The sequence below is a fragment of the Pseudomonas agronomica genome, from assembly GCF_025917275.1.
In the GTDB taxonomy this organism is placed as follows: domain Bacteria; phylum Pseudomonadota; class Gammaproteobacteria; order Pseudomonadales; family Pseudomonadaceae; genus Aquipseudomonas; species Aquipseudomonas agronomica.
Genome location: NZ_JAOSHO010000518.1, coordinates 1 through 3408 on the forward strand (window position 1 = coordinate 1; position 3408 = coordinate 3408).

Sequence of the window (3408 nt, forward strand, 5' to 3'; positions counted from 1 at the left end):
CTGGCCAGCCTCAAGGTCGCGGTGCTGACCACCGTCTGCGCTGTCGCCCTCGGCCTGCCTACTGCGTTTGCCCTGGTGCGTGGGCGTTTCCCGGGTCGGGAAATGCTCTACGGCCTGTTCACCCTGCCAATGATCGTGCCGCTGGTGATCATCGCGGTGGCGGTGTACGCGCTGTTCCTCAAGCTCGGCTACACCGGGACGATGTTCGCCTTTGTGGTCAGCCACGTCATCGTCGCGCTGCCGTTCACCATCATCTCGATCATCAACTCGCTCAAGCTGTTCGACCAATCCATCGAGGACGCGGCGGTGATCTGCGGTGCTTCGCGCCTGCAAGCGGTGTTCAAGGTGACGTTCCCGGCGATTCGCCCGGGGATGGTCGCCGGGGCGCTGTTCGCGTTCCTGGTGTCGTGGGACGAGGTGGTGCTGAGCGTGATGATGGCCAGTCCGACCCTGCAAACCTTGCCCGTCAAGATGTGGACCACCCTGCGCCAGGACCTGACGCCTGTGATCGCCGTCGCTTCGACGCTGCTGATCGGCCTCTCGGTGTTGGTGATGGTGATCGCCGCCGCCCTGCGCCGGCGCAACGAAATCAGCGCCTGAGCGCCTAGGAGAACACGATGAGTGCCGTCAAAGACCCCGCACAGCAGAACAACAAGACCCTGGTCAGCCTGCGCAACTTGAACAAGCACTACGGCGATTTCGCCGCCGTGGACGATATTTCCCTGGAGATCCAGGACGGCGAGTTCCTGACCTTCCTCGGCTCCAGCGGCTCGGGCAAGAGCACCACCCTGTCGATGCTCGCCGGGTTCGAGACCCCCAGCAGCGGCGAAATCCTGGTGGACGGCAAGTCCCTGGTCAACGTGCCGCCGCACAAGCGCGACATTGGCATGGTGTTCCAGCGCTACTCGCTGTTCCCCCACCTGTCGGTGCGCGACAACATCGCCTTCCCCCTGGCGATCCGCAAACTGGCGGCGGCTGAACGTGATCGCCGCGTCGATGCGATGCTCAAACTGGTCCAGTTGGAACAGTTCGCCCATCGCCGTCCTTCGCAGCTGTCCGGCGGCCAGCAACAGCGCGTGGCGATTGCCCGGGCGCTGGTCTACGAGCCACGCATCCTGTTGATGGACGAACCCCTCGGCGCGCTGGATAAGAAGCTCCGCGAAGACTTGCAAGACGAGTTGCGCCAACTGCACCGGCGCCTGGGCATCACCATCGTCTACGTCACCCATGACCAGGAAGAAGCCATGCGCCTGTCCCAGCGCATCGCGATTTTCAGCCACGGCAAGATCGTCGGCCTGGGCAGCGGCTATGACCTCTACCAGAACCCGCCGAATGCCTTTGTCGCCTCGTTCCTGGGCAATTCCAACTTCCTCAAGCTCAAGGCCCAGGGCAATGCGGCGGCGACGTTCGAAGGCCAATCGCTGTCGATCCGCCTGACCACCGGCCTGCAAGCCGACCAGGATGTGTTGCTGATGGTGCGCCCGGAAAAAGCCTTGGCCCTGAGCGTCGAACAAACCAGCCAGGACACTCTGCCGGCCGGTTGGAACGAAGTCGCGGCCAAGGTCGTGGAAGTGCTGTTCCTTGGCGAGAGCCAGACCTGCAGTGTGGTGACGTCCGGTGGCACAGCCATGACCGTCAAGGCGCTGTCCGCCGCCGGCATGCCGCTCAAGGCTGGCGACCCGGTGCGCGTGCGCTGGGCCACTGCCGATGCCTGCGTCTACACCCAATGGGCCGAGAGCGACCTGAACAAGGCCGCCGGCGCTCACTGACGAACAACCGCGTCATAACCGCCTGCGGGCGAGGATTGCGAAAATGATCGATGCCAACGTTTACAAACAGGTCATGGGCTCGTTCCCGTCCGGCGTGACGGTGATCACCACCCTCGACGATGACGGACAGATCGTCGGCCTGACCGCCAGCGCCTTCAGCTCGTTGTCGATGGAGCCGGCCCTGGTGCTGTTCTGCCCCAACTACAGCTCCGATTCCTACCCGGTGCTGATCAAGAACAAGCGCTTCGCCATCCACCTGTTGTCCGGCGGCCAGCAGAACGAAGCCTATGCCTTCGCCCGCAAAGGCAAGGACAAGGCCCAGGGCATCGATTGGACCCTGAGCGAACTGGGCAACCCGCTGCTGGGCAACGCTACCGCCATCATCGAATGCGAACTGTGGCGCGAATACGAAGGCGGTGACCACGCCATCATGGTCGGCGCGGTGAAGAACCTGATCGTGCCGCAACACACACCGGGCCCCCTGGTTTATTGCCACGGCAAGATGGGCGCCCTGCCCGTCCTCGCCTGAACCGATCGTCAACAAGACAAGAAGAGAAAGCGCCATGAAATTTTCTTTGTTCGTACACATGGAGCGCTGGGACGAAAGCGTCAGCCATCGCCAGTTGTTCGAAGACCTGAGCGAGCTGACCCTGATGGCCGAGGCCGGCGGTTTCAGCACCGTGTGGATCGGCGAACACCACGCAATGGAATACACCATTTCGCCAAGCCCGATGCCACTGCTGGCGTACCTGGCCGGCAAGACCACCACCATTCACCTCGGCGCCGGCACCATCATCGCGCCGTTCTGGCACCCGCTGCGGGTGGCTGGCGAATGCGCGTTGCTGGATGTGATCAGCAACGGCCGCATGGAAGTCGGCCTGGCCCGGGGCGCCTATCAGGTGGAGTTCGACCGCATGGCCGGCGGCATGCCCGCCTCCTCCGGCGGCCAGGCCTTGCGGGAAATGGTCCCGGTGGTGCGCGCCTTGTGGCAGGGTGATTACGCCCACGACGGCGAAATCTGGAAATTCCCCACCTCCACCAGCGTGCCGAAGCCAATCCGCAAGCCCCATCCGCCGATGTGGATCGCCGCCCGCGACCCCGACTCCCATAACTTCGCCGTCGCCAACGGTTGCAACGTGATGGTCACGCCGTTGATGAAGGGCGACGAGGAAGTCCTCGACCTGAAGAACAAATTCCAGGCCGCCCTGGACAACAACCCCGACGTGCCGCGCCCGCAACTGATGGTGCTGCGCCACACCCACGTGCATGCCGTGGACGATCCCGAAGGCTGGAAAGTCGGTGCCCAGGCCATCTCGAAGTTCTACCGCACCTTCGATGCCTGGTTCGGCAACAAGCAGGCACCGGTCAACGGCTTCCTGGCGCCGAGCCCGGAAGAGAAGTTCGCCGAGCGCCCGGAATTCCAACTGGAGAACATCCGCAAGAACACCATGATCGGCACCCCGCAGCAGATCATTGAGCGGATCAAGTATTACCAGGAACTGGGCGTGGACGAGTTCAGCTTCTGGTGCGACAACAGCCTGTCCCATGCCGAGAAGAAGAAATCCCTGGAATTGTTTATCCAGCAGGTTGTCCCGGCGTTTCGTTGATCTTGTGGGAGCGAGCTTGCTCGCTCCCACAG

The 3408-nt window shown here is 63.0% G+C and carries 4 protein-coding genes; all 4 read left to right on the forward strand.

Features of this window, described 5'->3' with window-relative positions:
• On the forward strand, positions 1-600 hold a 600-nt coding region (locus OC610_RS23725; RefSeq protein WP_264431312.1), incomplete at its 5' end, for an ABC transporter permease.
• A gap of 17 nt (positions 601-617) precedes the next feature.
• Positions 618-1769, forward strand: a complete 1152-nt coding sequence (locus OC610_RS23730) for an ABC transporter ATP-binding protein (protein ID WP_264431315.1) — start codon at positions 618-620, stop codon at positions 1767-1769.
• 43 nt (positions 1770-1812) lie between these two features.
• Positions 1813-2298 (forward strand): flavin reductase family protein, encoded by a 486-nt coding sequence (locus OC610_RS23735; protein ID WP_249875093.1) that lies wholly within the window; start codon positions 1813-1815, stop codon positions 2296-2298.
• Between the two features lie 34 nt (positions 2299-2332).
• Positions 2333-3376 carry an LLM class flavin-dependent oxidoreductase gene (locus OC610_RS23740; RefSeq protein WP_249875094.1) on the forward strand — a complete coding sequence of 348 codons (1044 nt, stop codon included), beginning with the start codon at positions 2333-2335 and terminating at the stop codon, positions 3374-3376.
• Positions 3377-3408 lie beyond the last annotated feature (32 nt).

Coding starts and splice junctions, on each gene's coding strand:
- OC610_RS23735 (WP_249875093.1), top strand. CDS start 1,813: ATGATCGATGCCAACGTTTACAAACAGGTCATGGGCTCGTTCCCGTCC.
- OC610_RS23740 (WP_249875094.1), top strand. CDS start 2,333: ATGAAATTTTCTTTGTTCGTACACATGGAGCGCTGGGACGAAAGCGTC.
- OC610_RS23730 (WP_264431315.1), top strand. CDS start 618: ATGAGTGCCGTCAAAGACCCCGCACAGCAGAACAACAAGACCCTGGTC.